Genomic DNA, 16344 nt, shown 5'->3' on the forward strand with positions numbered 1-16344 from the left:
GCGACCCACCCCGCCGGGGCAGAAGCCGGCGGTCAGCGGTCGATCCTCGTCAGGGCGCGCTCCGCCATCGGATGCGAGCGCACCATCTCGCCCAGCGAGGTGGAGCCACGGGTGATACCCGCGAACGCCTTCCACGCCGGCCGGAAGCCGGTGAGGGCGGCATGGAACACCCCGGGCCGGCGAGCGAAGATCGCGAGCATGCGCTTGCCGATGCTCATCTCCACACCCAGCCCCGCCTTGATCGCGAAGGCGTAGTTCAGTGCCTGCCGCCGCGTGTCCACGGCGTCGTGGGCCTCGGCGATCCGCACCGCCCACTCCCCCGCGAGCCGCCCGGAACGCAGCGCGAAGGAGATGCCCTCGCGGGTCCACGGCTCCAGGAGTCCCGCCGCGTCCCCGCACACCAGCACGCGTCCCCGCGACAGTGGCGAGTCGTCCGCGCGGCAGCGCGTCAGATGCCCGGAGGAGACGCTGGGCTCGAAGCCGGCCAGGCCGAGCCGGGCGATGAAGTCCTCCAAGTACCGCTTGGTGGCGGCGCCTTCGCCCCGCGCCGAGATCACCCCGACGGTGAGGGTGTCGCCCTTGGGGAACACCCATCCGTAACTGCCCGGAAGAGGGCCCCAGTCGATGAGGACCCGCCCCTTCCAGTCCTCGGCGACCGTCTCCGGCACCGGGATCTCCGCCTCCAGGCCGAGGTCCACCTGGTCAAGTTTGACTCCGACATGCGCTCCTATTCTGCTGGCACTGCCGTCCGCGCCGACCACCGCCCGCGCCAGCAGCGTCTCGCCGTCCTGGAGGACGACGGCGACCGAGCGCCGGTCGGGGACCGCCGAGCCGTGCTGTTCCACTCGGGTGACCGTGACGCCCGTACGCAGTTCGGCGCCCGCCTTCTGCGCGTGCTCGACGAGCTGCTGGTCGAACTCCGGCCGGTTGATGAGCCCGAAGAGCATCTGCTTGGAGCGCCGGGTCCGCGCGAACCTGCCGTCGAGCGAGAACGTGATCGCGTGGACCCGGTCCCGGAACGGCAGCTCGAAACCGGGTGGCAGTGCGTCACGGGTCGGTCCGATGATGCCGCCGCCGCACGTTTTGTAACGGGGCAGCTCGGCTTTCTCCAGCAGCAGGACGCTGCGCCCCGCGACCGCTGCCGCATAGGCGGCCGAGGCGCCCGCCGGCCCCGCCCCGACCACGACGACGTCCCATACCTGTTGTGCGTCGTCCGAAGAGTTGTTGCTGCTCACGATGGTCTGCTGCTCCGATCCAGCCGCCTGCCGCACCTGCTCCACGCATCCTACGGCGGCGTCCGGCGAAGACCGCTGTGGGAGGATCGGCAGCGTATGCAGCGCGCACACCCGTTACGCGCACGCATTCGCGCCCGTACCCATTCTCGTACAACGTCGCACCCACAAGGAGCGTGCCCATGACGTCGAATCCGGTCGCCGAGACCGTCGCCTCTCTCATGCCAAGGGCGAGGGCGGAGCTCACCGAGCTGGTGGCCTTCAAGTCGGTGGCGGACTTCGAGCAGTTCCCCAGGAGCGAGAGCGAGGGCGCCGCGAACTGGGTGGCCGACGCGCTGCGCGCCGAGGGTTTCCAGGACGTCGCACTGCTCGACACCCCTGACGGCACGCAGTCGGCGTACGGCTTCCTGCCCGGTCCCGAGGGCTCGAAGACCGTTCTCCTGTACGCGCACTACGACGTGCAGCCGCCGCTCGACGAGGACGGCTGGGAGACACCGCCGTTCGAGCTGACCGAGCGGGACGGCCGCTGGTACGGACGCGGGGCCGCCGACTGCAAGGGCGGCGTGGTCATGCACCTGCTGGCGCTGCGCGCCCTCAAGGCGAACGGCGGCATCCCGGTCGGCGTCAAGGTGATCGCGGAGGGTTCGGAGGAACAGGGCACGGGCGGCCTGGAGCGGTACGCCGAGGACCACCCCGAGCTGCTGACGGCCGACACGATCGTCATCGGCGACGCCGGCAACTTCCGGGTCGGCGTGCCGACGGTCACCACCGCACTGCGCGGCATGACGCTCGTCCGCGTCCGGGTCGACACCCTCGAAGGCAACCTGCACTCCGGCCAGTTCGGCGGCGCGGCACCCGACGCGCTGGGCGCGCTGATCCGCATACTCGACTCGCTGCGTGCCGAGGACGGTTCGACGACGGTCGACGGGCTCACGAGCGCCGCGCAGTGGGACGGACTGCAGTACGACGAGACGCAGTTCCGCAAGGACGCCAAGGTCCTCGACGGGGTGGAACTGATCGGCTCGGGCACGGTCGCCGACCGCATCTGGGCGGGGCCCTCCGTGACCGTGCTCGGCATCGACTGCCCGCCGGTGGTCGGCGCCACGCCGTCCGTGCAGGCGGGCGCCCGCGCGCTGGTCAGCCTGCGCGTGCCGCCGGGCGTGGACGCCGTCGAGGCGACCAAGCTGCTTGAGGCCCACCTGGCGGCGCACACCCCGTGGGGAGCGCGGGTGAGCACCGAGCAGATCGGTCAGGGGCAGGCGTTCCGCGCCGACACCACGAGCCCCGCGTACGCAGCGATGGCGGAGGCGATGGGCGTCGCGTACGACGGCGCGGAGATGCAGTACGCAGGCCAGGGCGGGTCCATCCCGCTGTGCAACACCCTCGCGTCCCTGTACCCGCGGGCGGAGATCCTCCTGATCGGGCTGAGCGAGCCGGAGGCGCAGATCCACGCCGTGAACGAGAGCGTGTCGCCCGACGAGCTGGAGCGGCTCGCCGTGGCGGAGGCGCTGTTCCTGCGGAACTACGCGGCGAGCTGAGCGAGTTCGCGTCCGCCGGGAAGCGCCGGAACAGTCTGGGAGCAGGGGCGCAGCCCCACTCCCAGCGGTCCCGCGTCGGGAGCAGGGGCGCAGCCCCGCTCCCAGGGGCGCGGGGAACTGCGCGACCAGCCACACCCCACCCGCAGACGTCGGACGACCTGAAGGAACGAACGCCCCGCGGCCGGAGCGCGGCGGGCGCCGCCGGGCTCGGGTGGGCGGCGGGCGACGGACGCCGCTATCCCCGCGGCACCCCGGCCTCCAGGTACAGCGCCGCACCCCGCGCCCGCGCGCGCAGTGCCCAGCGCAGTCGCTCGTAGCGGATGGGCGGCAGGAGTGCGGCTGCCTCCTCCTCGGTGACGAAGCGCCAGTCACGCAGTTCGGGGCCCGGCAGCAGCATCCGCCGGGCTTCGCCTCCGTCGAGCCTGCCACCGTCGTAGAGGAGGCGCAGGCCGCCGTAGCCGGGGGGTGCCGGTGGCTCCCAGTCGACGACCAGCAGGTGGGGGACGTCGGCGAGCCGGATGCCGGTCTCCTCGGCGACCTCGCGTATGCCCGCGCGCGCGGGTGCCTCGCCGGATTCGACGACGCCGCCGGGGAACTCCCAGCCGGCCTTGTACGTCGGGTCGACGAGCAGCACACGGTCCTGCTCGTCGAAGAGGAGCACTCCCGCCGCGACGGTCTCCGAGGTGGGCTCCGGGGTCTGCACGATGTCGCAGACCGGTACGGAGCCGTCGCTCACGGCCTCGGCGACGCGTACGGCGGTCTCGTACGGGGTGAGCGTGCTGTTGTCGACGAGGTGGGCGTCCACGGTGAGCCAGCCGGCGAGGGCGGCGTGGTAGGGCTCGATGTGGTCGTACGACCACTGGCGCACCCGTATCTCCCCGTCGGGGAGGTCCGGCGGGACCTCCCGGCAGGCTATTCGCTCGCGCAGGATCGTTTCCGCCGGGGCGAGGAGCACATGGCGTACCGCGATCCTGCGCGACGCGAGCCCGCCGAAGATCTCGTCGCGGTAGTCCTGGCGGAGCAGTGTCATGGGGACCACGAGTACGCCGCCGAGTTCGGAGAGCATCGCGGCCGCGGTGTCGACCACGAGCCGCCGCCAGATCGGCAGGTCCTGGAGGTCGCCGACCTCGGCGAGGTGCTTGGCGGGCAGGAGGTGCGCCAGCCCGGCGCCGATGAGCTCGGGGTCGAAAAGTGTGCTGTTCGGGATCAGGTCGATCAGTTCCCGTGCGGTGGTGGTCTTCCCCGCACCGAACGCACCGTTGACCCAGACGATCACGGTTCCCCCCTCTGCTGTTGGCCCCCTGAGGCTTGCCCGCTCCAGCCTGCCACGGAAACCAGGTCCTGATGAGGTCGCGTTCGACGCGTCGAACACGCACCACGAGCCCGGCCCTCGACGGGCCGGGCTCGTGGTCGGAACAGGACGGAAGAGCCGGTCAGCCCTCCTGTTCCAGGGGATTGCCGTCCATCGCCAGGCTGTCGTCGCTGATCGTTCGGTCGACGGTGCTGACGGTGTCCTGGAGGTCCAGGTTGCCGAGGGCGTCACCGCCGAGGGAGTGGGACGGAGTGACGGCCGCCACCACGAAACCTGTGGCGAGGGACGCGATGGCGAGCATGCTGCGCTTCTTCATGCCCGGTTCAACTGCCGACCCGCCCATGGGTCACGGCCGGACCGCCCGGAAGTACGACCGGACCGGCCGGAACCCGGAGGTACGACCGGACCGTCCGGAGGTATGGCCGGACCGTCCGGAAGTCCGGAACACCCCGCGGCGCTCGCCCTGCGACGCGGAGAAGCAGCCGCACGCCTCGCCGCGTCCCGGGACGACCTCTCACGCCGGCCGGCCGACGCCCCTCGTATCGGCGTATCGGCGTGTCGCGGCCTGTCGGCCTGTCGGCCTGTCGGCCTGTCGGCGTGTCGGCGTGTCAGCCGGCCACGCCCGCCGTCCGCGTGCCCGACATGCGACTGAGCGCAGCGGCCGCCGCGCCCACCAGGCCGGCGTCCGTCCCCATCTGAGCGGGCGTCACGGTGAGCCGCTGTACGAACGACAGCGTGGCGTAGTCGCGCAGTGCCGCTCGCAGGGGTGCGAACAGGACCTCGCCGGCCTTGCCCACGCCCCCGCCGATCACCGCGATGTCGATCTCCACGAGGGTCGCGGTCGCCGCGATGCCCGCCGCCAGGGCCTGCGCGGCACGTTCGAAGGAGGCCGTCGCGACCGGGTCGCCGGCGCGGGCGGCAGCGGCCACGGCTGCCGCCGAGGTGTCCCCCTCGGGACCCGGCCGCCAGCCGCCCTCGATGGCGCGGCGCGCGATGTTCGGTCCACTGGCGAGGCGCTCGACGCACCCGCGGGACCCGCACGGGCACAGGTCGCCGTCGAGGTCCACGCTGATGTGGCCGATGTGACCGGAGTTGCCCGTGGGTCCGGGACGCAACTGTCCGCCGAGGACCAGGCCGCCACCGACGCCGGTCGAGACGACCATGCAGAGCGCGTTGTCGTGACCGCGGGCCGCGCCCTGCCAGTGCTCGGCCGCCGTGATCGCCACCCCGTCACCGATCAGCTCGACGGGCAGCGCGTCCGTCACGGCACGGACCCGCTCGACGAGGGGGTAGTCGCGCCAGCCGGGTACGTTCACGGGGCTCACGGTGCCTGCCGAGGCGTCCACGGGTCCCGCGCTGCCGATGCCGACCGCCGCGGCCCTGCTCCACAGCGGTGAGGCGGTCAGCTCGCCGAGTACGGCCTCGACGGCCCGTATGACGATGTCGCCGTGCTCCTGCGCGGGCGTCGGCCGCTGGGCGCGCAGCAGGATCCGGCCGTGGCCGTCCACCAGCGCTCCGGCGATCTTGGTACCGCCGATGTCGAGCGCGGCAACGAGGTCGGTGTGCATCAGTGTCAGTTCTCCCGATCGGATCCCGATTGGACCATGAGGAAAGGGCAGGCCGGTCACGCGGTGCGGGGAGGGCGGGCCGGAGAATGCGATGGTCAGTCTCTCCCGCATCTGACAACGTTGTCCAGGCTCTATGCTCGACGGCACATCCCGATCCGGTGTCCACCGGGCCCGTCGGGACCGACGCAGCCCCATGGACTACAGGACAGGACAGCGCATCGTGGCCGAGACCGCCCGCCGAACCGAGAGCCGCTACGGCAACCGTCCGACGATGAAGGACGTCGCCGCGCGTGCCGGGGTCGGCCTGAAGACGGTATCGCGCGTAGTCAACGGCGAGCCCGGCGTCACCCCGGACACCGAGCGCCGGGTCCAGGAGGCGATCGACGCGCTGGGCTTCCGGCGCAACGACAGCGCGCGGGTGCTCCGCAAGGGCCGCACCGCGAGCATCGGGCTGGTCCTGGAGGACCTGGCGGACCCGTTCTACGGCCCGCTGAGCCGGGCGGTGGAGGAGGTGGCCCGTGCCCACGGCGCTCTGTTGATCAACGGTTCGAGCGCCGAGGACCCGGAACGCGAGCAGGAACTGGTCCTCGCGCTGTGCGCGCGCCGCGTGGACGGGCTGGTCGTCATCCCGGCCGGTGACGACCACCGCTATCTGGAGCCCGAGATAAAGGCGGGCGTCGCCACGGTGTTCGTGGACCGCCCGGCCGGGCAGATCGACGCGGACGTCGTACTCTCCGACAGTTTCGGCGGTGCGCGCGACGGTGTCGCCCACCTCGTCGCGCACGGGCACCGCCGGATCGGGTTCATCGGAGACATGCCCCGCATCCACACCGCCGCCGAGCGTCTGCGCGGTTATCGCGCCGCCATGGAGGACGCCGGCATTCCGGTGGCGGACGACTGGATGTCCCTGGGCGTCACCGACCCGCAGCGGGTCCGCCGGGCGGCCGAGACCATGCTCTCGGGCACCTCCCCCGTGACCGCGGTCTTCGCGGGCAACAACCGCGTGACGGTGACGGTCGTACGCGTCATCGCCGAGCGCGGTCGCCCCGTCGCCCTGGTCGGCTTCGACGACATCGAGCTCGCCGACCTCCTCCAGCCCGGAGTCACCGTCGTCGCGCAGGATGCCGCCCAGCTGGGCCGCACCGCCGCCGACCGCCTGTTCCGCCAGCTCGACGGCTCGCTCCTGCGGCCCGAACGCATCGAGCTCCCGACACGCCTGATCACCCGCGGCTCGGGCGAACTGCCGCCGTCCGCCTGATACACAGAGCGCATGGAGTACACGGAACACATGGAGGGGGACGCGGGGGACACGGAGGACATGGGGCTCCGGTACGAGCCCGTCGACCGCACCCTCGAAGCCCTCGGCCTGGCCGTGGCACCGTGCGACCACCCTCTGGTCTATCCCGGCGCCTGGCCCGAGGAGTCGGGGGTCCTCGACGGGGACCGGCTGCTGCCGCTGACCCGCCGCACGTTCCCGGGCCGGGTCCCCGTCCTCGCGGTCGGCTCCAACGCCTCCCCCGCTCAGCTCCGGTACAAGATGCGGCAGTACGAGCTGTCGTCCCCGATCCCTCTGGTGAAGGCACGCGTCACGGGCCTGAAGATCGGCGTGTCGGCGCACGTCAGCGTCATGGGATACATGTCCGCGGCACCCTTTCGCGCCCCCGGACACACCCGGGAGCTGTTCGTCACCTGGCTGGACCCGGCGCAGCTGGCCGCGGTCGACGCGAGCGAGGGAGTCACCCGGCCGTCAGGTGCGTACGATCGCGTGCTGCTGCCCGCCACCGGCTTCCGGGTCGAGCTGGAGTCGGGCGAGCTGCTCGACGACGTCCACCTCTACGTGAACCGCCATGGCGTCCTCCACGACGGCACCGGGACTCCGCGCGAGCATCCGGGCGAGCGCAGACTGCTCACCGAACTGCTGGCGGAGTCACCGGAGTTGAGGGAGCTGTTCGGCTCCACGCCGGAGGAGTTCTGCTCCCGGGCGCGCGGCGCTCCGCGGCTCTGCGCCGAGGGGACCCGGCTCTTCGCCCGGCAGGGGCGCACGACGGCTTCCGGCCTGGAGGCGTACGTGGGCGTGGGCGGGGCCGGAGTGTCGTTCGTACGCGGTCAGCAGACAGGCAGTCCTGGCAGCGGTGAGTCGTTGTCGCCGCCCTTGATGTAGACGTCGCTGACGTAGACGCCGGTGTTGCCGCTGTCGTCGTCGGTCTTCGCCCACCAGGTGTTCGTCCACTGCCCGGAGGTCTCGCGGCGCCCCAGGTTCTGCTGGCAGTAGAAGTAGTTGGTGCCGGTGTTGAGCGTGCCCGCCTGTGCTCCCGCGGCGGTGTAGGACGTCGCGGTCTTCCAGACCTGGCAGTTGTACTTGCCGCCGCCGATGGCATGGCAGACCGGTGCGGGACTTGCCTCGTCCCCTCCGCCTGCCGTACCGCCGCCCGAACTCCCTCCCGTCGTACCGCCGTCGGTGCCTTCGGGCGAGGGAGCGGGGGCCTTGTCCGTCGGCTCGGCGTCCTCGGCGCGGTCGGGCTTCTCGCTCGGTGACGAGGACTTCTTCTTGTCGCCCTGTTCCGTGGGCGACGCGCCGTCCGTCAGGTCGACCGAGCCTCGGGAGGCACCCGGGGAGGCGGTGTCGCCCGCGCTCCGGGAGGCCTCGGGCGACCCGGCGGCGGTCCCGGACCCGTCGGAGTTCTTCAGCAGGGCGAGGGCGACGCCGGTCGCGGCCAGCACGACGGTGACGGCCACGGCGGCGAGCAGGACGCGGCCCTTGCCGCGTCGGGAGTTGGCAGGGGCAGCCGGGATTGCGGGGGTGGCTGAGGCGGGCGTGGCCGGACCGGCCGCATGAGGCATCGGTTCCGGCGGTCCGAAGCCTCCGGAGCCGGGTGACCCGCTCGGTCCGGCGGACACCGGGGCGGCCGGGGTACCGGACGCGCCCGCGTACGGAGCAGAACCGGACGCCGGGGTGGCGGACGCACCCGGATACGGAGCGGCACCGAAGCCCGTAGCCCCGAAACCCGGAGTGCCGGAGGCGCCCGCATGCGGACTGCCGGACTCCGGATGGTCCGCCCCGGGGTCCGCGGGCCCGAACGCCGGCGCATCCGCGCCCTGTTGCTGCGGCGGCGGTCCGAAGCCCGGCGGTGGCGCCGGTACGTTCCGCTCGGTCGTGTCCCGGGCCGGCGGTGCGGGCGGTGCCTGCGGCCTCAGTCCGCGGGTCGCCGAGTCGCGGTCGGTCGTCCCCCCGGCCACCGCTTCCAGCAGTTCACCCGCCTGACCGGCATCCGGACGGGCCTCGGGCCGCTTGTCCATCAGCTGCCGCAGCACGGGACCGAGCGGCCCGGCGCGCCGCGGTTCCGGCAGCGGTTCGACCACGATCGCCGTCAGCGTGGACCACGTGGACGTACGACGGAACGGCGAGACCCCCTCGACGGCCGCGTAGAGCGTGGCGCCCAGCGCCCAGATGTCCGAGGCGGGGCCCGGCTCGTGGCCCTGGGCGCGCTCGGGTGCCAGGTAGTCCAGGGAGCCGACCAGTTCACCGCTGCGCGTGAGGTGCGCGGTGGAACCGTCGCCGGGGTCCTCCATCGTCGCGATGCCGAAGTCCGTGAGGACGACCCGGCCGGAGCGGTCGAGGAGGATGTTGCCGGGCTTCACGTCACGGTGCAGGACCCCTGCTCTGTGGGCCGCGGCGAGTGCGTCCACGACCTTCGCGCCGATATCGGCTGCCTCACGGGCGTCGAGGGTGCCGCGCTCGCGCAGGACGTCGTCCAGGGAGGGCCCGTCCACCAGCTCCATCACGATCAGAGGGCGGCCGTCGATCTCGGCCACGTCGTGCACGGCGACGACGCCGGGGTGGCGCACCCTGGCCGCCGCGCGTGCCTCGCGCTGCATGCGCAGCCCCAGGTCGGCCAGTTCGGGCGCGCCGGCGTCCGTATAGGTACGCAGTTCCTTGACCGCCACCTCGCGGCCGAGCACCTCGTCGAGGGCACGCCAGACCACACCCATGCCGCCGCGGCCCAGTTGCGCCAGGACGCGGTAGCGCCCGACCAGGAGCCGCCCGATCCCCTCCGGCTGTTGCGCCTCCCCGAGTGGGCCCTTCTCGCCGTGTCGTTCCGTCTCTCCGGGCCGGTCCGTCTCCCCCGGCTCGTGGTTCTCCCCCGCAGACACCGCTGCCCCGTTCCCCGTTTCCTGTTCCCTGTGGCACTCAATGAAGTGCCGACCAGACTACGGGGAGGCGGTGACGGCGGAAGCCGATGGCCGCGGCTGTGACAGGGCCGCTACCTGGCCGAGACGGTCAGGTCGGCGCGCCGCGGCACCGCGAAACCCTCCAGGTCCGCGCGTGTGAGCCCGGTGGCCCGTGCCACCTCCGCGATGTCGAGGGCCCCGCAGTCCAGGCCACGCAGCAGGTAACCGCTGAGCGCCTTGGCGGTGGCGGGCTCGTCCAGCACGTCGCCGCCGGCGCGGTGGGCGTACGCGACGAGCCGCGCCGCGGCCTGCTCGAATCCCTCGCGGTAGAAGGCGAACACGGCCGCGTACCTGGTCGGGAGGTGACCGGGGTGCATGTCCCAGCCCTGGTAATAGGCGCGGGCGAGAGCGCGGCGGGTGAGCCCGTGATGCAGGCGCCAGGCGTCGTGGACCTTGGATGTCGGGCCGACCGGCAGCACGTTGGTGGAGCCGTCCGAGACACGCACGCCCGTGCCTGCGGCCGCGACCTGCATGATCGCCTTGGCGTGGTCGGCGGCCGGGTGGTCACTGGCCTGGTACGCGGCGGAGACGCCGAGACAGGCGCTGTAGTCGAAGGTCCCGTAGTGCAGTCCGGTGGCGCGGCCCCCGGCGGCCTGGATCATACGGGCCACGGTCGCCGTGCCGTCGGTGGCGAGGATGGACTGGCTGGTCTCGATCTGGATCTCGAACCCGATCCGGCCCCGGTCGAGACCGTGTGCCTTCTCGAACTCCTCCAGCAGCCGCACCATCGCGGTGACCTGCTCCGCGTACGTCACCTTCGGCAGCGTCAGCGCCAGCCCGGCGGGCAGCCCGCCGGCCGCCATCAGCCCGGTGAGGAAGATGTCGAGCGTGCGGATGCCCCGGTCGCGGACCGGCGCCTCCATGCACTTCATCCGGATGCCCATGTACGGGGCCGCCGTGCCCTCCTCGTACGCCTCCGCGATCAGCCGGGCCGCGCGGGCCGCCGCCTCGTCCTCCTCGGCGTCGGGGCGCGGGCCGTAGCCGTCCTCGAAGTCGACGCGCAGGTCTTCCACGGGTTCGCGCTCCAGCTTGGCGCGTACGCGGTCGTACACGGGCGCCGCGAGATCGTCGGAGAGGCCGAGGACGGCGGCGAAGGAGGCGGCGTCGGGCGCGTGCTCGTCGAGGGCGGCGAGGGCCTGGTCGCCCCAGGAGCGGATGGTGCCGGCGGTGAAGGCGTCCCCGGGGACGTACACGGTGTGGACGGGCTGACGGATGCCGGGGTCTCCGGGGTAACGGCGCTCCAACTCGGCGTCGACCGGGGCGAGGGAGGCGCTGATCTCCTCGCTCACGGTGCCCGCGAGGCTGGTGGCCACCTTCTCCTGCTGACCCTGACCCATTCCACACCCTCTCGTTTTCCGCTACGCGGAATCAACAATCCGTAGAGCGAAGTTATCCGCGACCTTCCGGCTGGTCAACACCCACATTCTCGCTGGAACGCTCCCAGAATCCCCGCTCCCCGGCCTCGAAGCCGGCCACTCACGAGAACGCGGACTTCCCTCGGGGTCCATCCCGACATCTCGACATGTTCACGCCCAACTTCGAGACTGCGGAGCGTACGACTCGACCGACAGCCCCCCGCAGAACCGCCATTGGCCACAGAAGGAGCATCCCGTGCCCCATCACAGCCGAGTCACGCGTCGCCTGGGACTCAAGGCGGCGCTCACCGCCGCGGTCGCCCTGCCCCTGGCCGGCACAGCGTTCTCCAGGTCGCCCGCCTCGGCGGCGGACCGCCGTGGCCGGCTGGAGGTCATGTCGTTCAACCTGCGGTACGCGAGCACCGCCGAACCCAACAGCTGGGCCGTCCGCCGTCCCGTCACCCGTGAACTGCTGCGCCAGGAACGGCCCCACGTCATCGGCACCCAGGAAGGCCTCTACCAGCAGGTGCGCGACATCGGGGCGGACCTCGGCGCGCACTACGAATGGATCGGCACAGGTCGCGCGGGCGGCAGCCGGGACGAGTTCATGACGGTCTTCTACGACACCCGCAGACTCGCGCCGGTCGCGTACGACCACTTCTGGCTCTCCGACACGCCCGACGTGATCGGCTCGAACACCTGGGGCGGCGGGTCCATACGCATGGTGACCTGGGTCCGCTTCCGCGATCTGCGGGACGGGCAGCGGGAGTTCTACTTCCTCAACACCCACCTGGACAACGCCAGTCAGAACGCACGCGCGCGTGCCGCGGCCCTGATCGCCGAGCGGATCGCGGGCCTCGACCGCTCCCTGCCGCTGGTGGTGACCGGCGACTTCAACGTCGCCGCCCACCGGAACCCGGTCTACGACACGATGCTCGGCGCCGGACTCCTCGACACCTGGGACACGGCGGCCGAACGGAGCAGGCTGTACGCCACGTTCCACGGTTACCGGCCGCTGACCCCGGACGGCGACCGCATCGACTGGATCCTCGCCTCGCCCGGCGTGAGCACGCACCGGGCGTCGATCAACACCTTCTCCGCGGACGGCCAGTTCCCGAGCGACCATCTGCCCGTACAGGCGTCGCTGACCCTGGCGTGAGCGGGGCCTCCGCCTCCTGCATGCGGCGAGGCCCCCGCGACCGTGCCGGGACGCGGTGTCCCGTACCGGTCGCGGAGGCCTCGTCCCGGGGAGAGTGCTCAGCCCTTGCGGGTCTTGATCTCCTCGGTGAGCTGCGGGACGACCTCGAAGAGGTCGCCGACGACGCCGTAGTCGACGAGGTCGAAGATCGGGGCCTCGGCGTCCTTGTTGACCGCCACGATCGTCTTGGAGGTCTGCATGCCGGCGCGGTGCTGGATCGCGCCGGAGATGCCGGAGGCGATGTACAGCTGCGGGGACACGCTCTTGCCGGTCTGGCCCACCTGGTTGGTGTGCGGGTACCAGCCGGCGTCGACGGCGGCGCGCGAGGCGCCGACGGCCGCGCCGAGGGAGTCGGCCAGCGCCTCGATGACCGAGAAGTTCTCGGCGCCGTTGACGCCTCGGCCGCCGGAGACCACGATCGCGGCCTCGGTCAGCTCGGGGCGCCCCGTCGACTCGCGCGGGGTGCGGCCGGTCACCTTCGTGCCGGTCGCCTGGTCCGAGAACGTGACGGACAGCGCCTCGACCGCGCCGGCTGCCGGGGCGGCCTCCACGGCGGCCGAGTTCGGCTTGACCGTGATGACCGGGGTGCCCTTGGAGACACGGGTCTTGGTGGTGTAAGAGGCGGCGAACGCGGACTGCGTGGCCACCGGGCCCTGGTCGCCGGCCTCCAGGTCGACGGCGTCGGTGAGGATGCCGGAGCCGATACGGACCGCGAGACGGGCGGCGATCTCCTTGCCCTCGGCCGAGGAGGGCACGAGCACAGCGGCCGGGGACACCGTCTCGTACGCGGCCTGCAGCGCGTCCACCTTCGGTACGACGAGGTAGTCGGCGTACTCGGCGGCCTCGTGCGTGAGGACCCTGACGGCGCCGTGCTCGGCGAGTACGGCGGCGGTGTCCGCGGCGCCGTTGCCCAGCGCGACGGCGACGGGCTCGCCGAGACGGCGGGCCAGCGTCAGCAGTTCCAGGGTGGGCTTGCGGACGGCACCGTCCACGTGGTCGACGTAGACGAGAACTTCAGCCATGGGACTTCTTCTCTCCTGCTTGCGGAAGATCTTGCGAAAGATGAGGGGCGCTCAGGGAGCCTGCGGCGGGCACGCGGTCCTAGATGAACTTCTGGCCCGCCAGGAACTCGGCGAGCTGCTTGCCGCCCTCGCCCTCGTCCTTGACGATCGTGCCCGCGGTACGCGCCGGGCGCTCGGTGGCGCCGTCGACCTTGGTCCAGGAGCCGTCGAGGCCGACCTCGTCCGCCTCGATCTCCAGGTCCTCCAGGTCCCAGGACTGCACCGGCTTCTTCTTCGCCGCCATGATGCCCTTGAAGGAGGGGTAACGCGCCTCGCCCGACTGGTCGGTGACCGACACGACCGCGGGCAGCGAGGCTTCGAGCTGCTCGGAGGCGCTGTCGCCGTCACGGCGGCCCTTCACGACGCCGTCCTCGACGGAGACCTCGGAGAGCAGCGTGACCTGCGGGACGCCCAGGCGCTCGGCGAGCAGGGCCGGGAGCACGCCCATGGTGCCGTCGGTGGAGGCCATGCCGGAGATGACCAGGTCGTAGCCGGCCTTCTCGATCGCCTTGGCCAGCACCAGCGACGTACCGATGGCGTCCGTGCCGTGCAGGTCGTCGTCCTCGACGTGGACGGCCTTGTCCGCGCCCATGGACAGCGCCTTGCGCAGTGCGTCCTTGGCGTCCTCGGGGCCCACGGTCAGCACGGTGATCTCCGCGTCGTCCGCCGCGTCGGCGATCTGCAGCGCCTGCTCGACCGCGTACTCGTCGAGCTCCGACAACAGGCCGTCCACGTCGTCACGGTCGACGGTCAGGTCCTTGGCGAAGTGCCGGTCGCCAGTGGCGTCGGGCACATGCTTCACAGTGACAACGATCCTCAAGCTCACGCCGGCTCTCCTACTGCATCGTCTTTTTCTGGACTGCCTGCTCATGGGCAGCATAGGCGCCTGAAGCGGCCGTTCCCGGTGGGGGCGACCCACGCTCCGAGCGAGATATTACTCGCCAGTACGCACCTACTACGCTCCCGCAAGTGGTTCCCACTAAGCAAGCGCTTTGAACTGTGACCTTCGCAACGCAGCGTAACCGGAAGTCGATACCCTCACGAAAACGCCCTCATGCACGCGCTCATGGAAACGCCCTCATGGATGCGCGCCCTGCCCGTCATTCCCGCAGTCCGTTGAAGCGCCCCTGGTGGTACAGCAGAGGACGCCCGGCACCCGCGGGGTCCCCGAGCACCACCTCGGCCAGCACGATGCGGTGGTCCCCGGCCGGGACACGGGTGACGATCCGGCACATCAGCCAGGCGAGTACGCCGTCGAGCACGGGAACGCCTTCGGGGCCCTCCCGCCAGACGGTGGGCTCGCCGAAACGGTCGGCGCCGCTGCGGGCGAAGGTGGCGGCCAGGTCCTGCTGATGCTCGCCGAGCACATGGACGCCCACGTGGTCCGTCCGGGAGATCGCCGGCCAGCTGGAGGCGGCGGTGCCGACGCCGAAGGAGATCAGCGGGGGCTCGGCGGACACGGAGGCGAGCGAGGTGGCGGTGAAGCCCACGGGCCCCTGGTCGCCCCGCGCGGTGATCACGGCGACGCCTGCCGCGTGTTGCCGGAAGACGGAGCGGAGCAGGTCGGGGGAGGCGAGTCGGGAGGTGCGGAGATCGGGCGTGGCCGTCATGCAGTTGTCCTTCTCGAAGCCGGGAGCGGGGACGGTCCTGGGCTGCTCAGCGGCCCGGACAGCGCCCGTCCGCCCCGCGGACGAGGGCCGCGGCCCGACGGCGTGCACGCTCGGAGAGAAGGGGTTCCATGGGCATACGGTCAGACTGACGATAGGTGGTGGATGCAGTCAAGTGCGTCCCGGTATGTGGGAGATGCGTCACCGAGGGCCTCCAGCCTCACGATCAGGGGGTCCCGACCGCCTCACCGAGCGCGGCGATCACGTCCGCCTTGCGCGGCAGTCCGGTCGCGCGGCGCACGATGTGGCCGTCGGCGTCGAGGACGAGCACGGTCGGCGTCTTGAGGATGTCCAGTTCACGCACGAGGGCGAGGCGGTCCTCGGCGTCGATCTCGACGTGCCGCACGCCCGGGACCATCCCGGCCACCTCACCGAGCACCCTGCGGGTCGCCCTGCAGGGGGCGCAGAACGCACTGGAGAACTGGACGAGGGTGGCCCGCTCGCCGAGGTCCTCGCCCAACTCGGCCGCGCCCAGCCGCTTTCCGCCGTCCCGTACGCGCACTCTCACTCTGCCGCTCCGCCGTCGGTTCAGCACTCCGAAGGCGCTCGCCACCGCGAGCACCACCACACACACCACAAGCCCGGTCATCCCCGGCTTCAGCGTTCACGAGGCCGCAAAGATTCCCGTGACTCCCGAAGTCTCCCTGCGGAATACTTGATTCATGAACATCGACGCGAGAGGGCCGCGCTTCGGAGCGGCCGTGACGACCGTGATCCTGGCGGCCGTACTGATCACCGGCAGCGCCTGGCTGCTCGCCTGGCAGACGCTGGCGTTCGCGCTCGGCGCGGCGGGAGGCGTCGGCCGCTCCCCGTACGGCCTGTTCTTCCGTGGGGTCGTACGGCCCCGGATCGGGCCGCCGACGGAGTTCGAGGCGCCCGAGCCACCGAGGTTCGCCCAGGCGGTCGGGCTCGCGTTCGCGGTCATCGGTCTCGTCGGATACACGGTCGGCCCCGAGTGGCTGGGGCTCACGGCGGCCGGGGCGGCCCTCGCGGCGGCGTTTCTCAACGCGGCGTTCGGGTACTGCCTCGGATGCGAGATGTACCTGCTGGTGCGACGAGTGGCGGTTCGCGCAGAGTAAAGGCGCCGCAAAACACCGAGGTGGGTGGATCAAGGGGGACGTGACGAGAATCTCGCCAATCTCCGGCACCAGGACTGGTCACTCGTCCGTTCTTGGGGCACGAT

At 71.8% G+C, this 16344-nt stretch carries 15 protein-coding genes; 5 read left to right on the forward strand and 10 right to left on the reverse strand.

Annotated elements, in window-relative coordinates; all coding sequences use genetic code 11:
- Positions 1 to 32 precede the first annotated feature (32 nt).
- Positions 33 to 1238, reverse strand: coding sequence for a geranylgeranyl reductase family protein (locus tag AOK01_RS23100; protein ID WP_055514787.1), 1206 nt, complete (start codon positions 1236 to 1238; stop codon positions 33 to 35).
- A gap of 176 nt (positions 1239 to 1414) precedes the next feature.
- On the opposite strand from AOK01_RS23100, the gene AOK01_RS23105 reads away from it, so the two are divergent.
- Positions 1415 to 2770, forward strand: coding sequence for a dipeptidase (locus tag AOK01_RS23105; protein ID WP_055514727.1), 1356 nt, complete (start codon positions 1415 to 1417; stop codon positions 2768 to 2770).
- Between the two features lie 235 nt (positions 2771 to 3005).
- On the opposite strand, the gene AOK01_RS23110 is transcribed toward AOK01_RS23105, so the two are convergent.
- The 3 genes from AOK01_RS23110 to AOK01_RS23120 form a co-directional block, all read right to left on the reverse strand.
- A complete protein-coding gene (locus tag AOK01_RS23110; protein WP_055514728.1) occupies positions 3006 to 4046 on the reverse strand; it encodes an NUDIX hydrolase in 1041 nt (346 codons plus the stop codon).
- 157 nt (positions 4047 to 4203) lie between these two features.
- Complete coding sequence (locus tag AOK01_RS23115) at positions 4204 to 4398, reverse strand: hypothetical protein (protein WP_055514730.1); 195 nt, start codon at positions 4396 to 4398, stop codon at positions 4204 to 4206.
- Between the two features lie 292 nt (positions 4399 to 4690).
- A complete protein-coding gene (locus AOK01_RS23120; RefSeq protein WP_055514732.1) occupies positions 4691 to 5650 on the reverse strand; it encodes an ROK family protein in 960 nt (319 codons plus the stop codon).
- A gap of 193 nt (positions 5651 to 5843) precedes the next feature.
- Here AOK01_RS23120 and AOK01_RS23125 point away from each other — a divergent pair, with 193 nt between their 5' ends.
- Both AOK01_RS23125 and AOK01_RS23130 read left to right on the forward strand, forming a co-directional pair.
- Positions 5844 to 6908 (forward strand): LacI family DNA-binding transcriptional regulator, encoded by a 1065-nt coding sequence (locus tag AOK01_RS23125; RefSeq protein WP_055514734.1) that lies wholly within the window; start codon positions 5844 to 5846, stop codon positions 6906 to 6908.
- A 60-nt stretch (positions 6909 to 6968) separates the two neighbouring features.
- On the forward strand, positions 6969 to 7811 hold the full coding sequence (locus AOK01_RS23130) for a hypothetical protein (protein WP_055514789.1): 843 nt from the start codon (positions 6969 to 6971) through the stop codon (positions 7809 to 7811).
- Here the strand turns inward: AOK01_RS23130 and AOK01_RS23135 are convergent.
- Positions 7757 to 9697 carry a serine/threonine-protein kinase gene (locus AOK01_RS23135; RefSeq protein ID WP_055514791.1) on the reverse strand — a complete coding sequence of 647 codons (1941 nt, stop codon included), beginning with the start codon at positions 9695 to 9697 and terminating at the stop codon, positions 7757 to 7759. The two genes, AOK01_RS23130 and AOK01_RS23135, sit on opposite strands and share 55 nt — an antisense overlap.
- Before the next feature lie 215 nt (positions 9698 to 9912).
- Positions 9913 to 11217 (reverse strand): DUF6986 family protein, encoded by a 1305-nt coding sequence (locus AOK01_RS23140; RefSeq protein WP_055514736.1) that lies wholly within the window; start codon positions 11215 to 11217, stop codon positions 9913 to 9915.
- Between the two features lie 274 nt (positions 11218 to 11491).
- Here AOK01_RS23140 and AOK01_RS23145 point away from each other — a divergent pair, with 274 nt between their 5' ends.
- Entirely contained in the window at positions 11492 to 12394 is a 903-nt protein-coding gene (locus tag AOK01_RS23145) for an endonuclease/exonuclease/phosphatase family protein (protein ID WP_055514738.1), read from the forward strand.
- A 98-nt stretch (positions 12395 to 12492) separates the two neighbouring features.
- Here the strand turns inward: AOK01_RS23145 and AOK01_RS23150 are convergent, their stop codons facing one another.
- From AOK01_RS23150 to AOK01_RS23165, 4 genes are all read right to left on the reverse strand, one after another.
- The gene (locus tag AOK01_RS23150) at positions 12493 to 13455 is read right to left on the reverse strand and encodes an electron transfer flavoprotein subunit alpha/FixB family protein (protein ID WP_055514740.1); all 963 of its coding nucleotides are present in this window, start codon (positions 13453 to 13455) and stop codon (positions 12493 to 12495) included.
- Between the two features lie 79 nt (positions 13456 to 13534).
- Positions 13535 to 14320 carry an electron transfer flavoprotein subunit beta/FixA family protein gene (locus AOK01_RS23155; RefSeq protein ID WP_055514742.1) on the reverse strand — a complete coding sequence of 262 codons (786 nt, stop codon included), beginning with the start codon at positions 14318 to 14320 and terminating at the stop codon, positions 13535 to 13537.
- A gap of 274 nt (positions 14321 to 14594) precedes the next feature.
- Positions 14595 to 15104, reverse strand: coding sequence for a flavin reductase family protein (locus tag AOK01_RS23160; RefSeq protein ID WP_055514744.1), 510 nt, complete (start codon positions 15102 to 15104; stop codon positions 14595 to 14597).
- A 223-nt stretch (positions 15105 to 15327) separates the two neighbouring features.
- Positions 15328 to 15750, reverse strand: coding sequence for a TlpA family protein disulfide reductase (locus AOK01_RS23165; protein ID WP_055514746.1), 423 nt, complete (start codon positions 15748 to 15750; stop codon positions 15328 to 15330).
- Between the two features lie 73 nt (positions 15751 to 15823).
- Here AOK01_RS23165 and AOK01_RS23170 point away from each other — a divergent pair, with 73 nt between their 5' ends.
- Positions 15824 to 16240, forward strand: a complete 417-nt coding sequence (locus AOK01_RS23170) for a DUF4395 domain-containing protein (protein WP_055514747.1) — start codon at positions 15824 to 15826, stop codon at positions 16238 to 16240.
- The last annotated feature ends 104 nt before the right edge of the window (positions 16241 to 16344 follow it).

Origin of the sequence: Streptomyces aurantiacus (assembly GCF_001418335.1) — a bacterium.
In the GTDB taxonomy this organism is placed as follows: Bacteria; Actinomycetota; Actinomycetes; order Streptomycetales; family Streptomycetaceae; genus Streptomyces; species Streptomyces aurantiacus.